Below are 226 nucleotides of genomic sequence, written 5' to 3'. Positions count from 1 at the left end.
GTAATTAATACAGAAGATGGTATACATATTGACATGTCAATATCTGATATGTATTCAAGTAATAATTATGTACGCGCAAAAAGATGTAAGTTAACTCTCTGGAACCTGCCAATTGACTTTACTAATAATGTCAATGAAGGCAATATTGTAAAAATACTATATAAGAAGTTTGCAGAATTAAAGAATTATGACTTTATTATGGCCGGATATTTAGGTGTACCCATGA

Annotated in this window: 1 protein-coding gene; it reads left to right on the top strand. The window is 29.6% G+C overall.

Features of this window, described 5'->3' with window-relative positions; genetic code table 11:
• The coding region (locus U881_RS10345; protein WP_038363158.1) for a DUF693 family protein at window positions 1-226 on the top strand (226 nt) is incomplete at both ends.

Origin of the sequence: Borrelia persica No12, assembly GCF_000500045.1 — a bacterium.
GTDB classification, from domain to species: Bacteria; Spirochaetota; Spirochaetia; order Borreliales; family Borreliaceae; genus Borrelia; species Borrelia persica.
The sequence above is the reverse complement of the archived record's forward strand: the minus strand, read 5'-3'. Positions and strand labels throughout refer to the sequence as shown.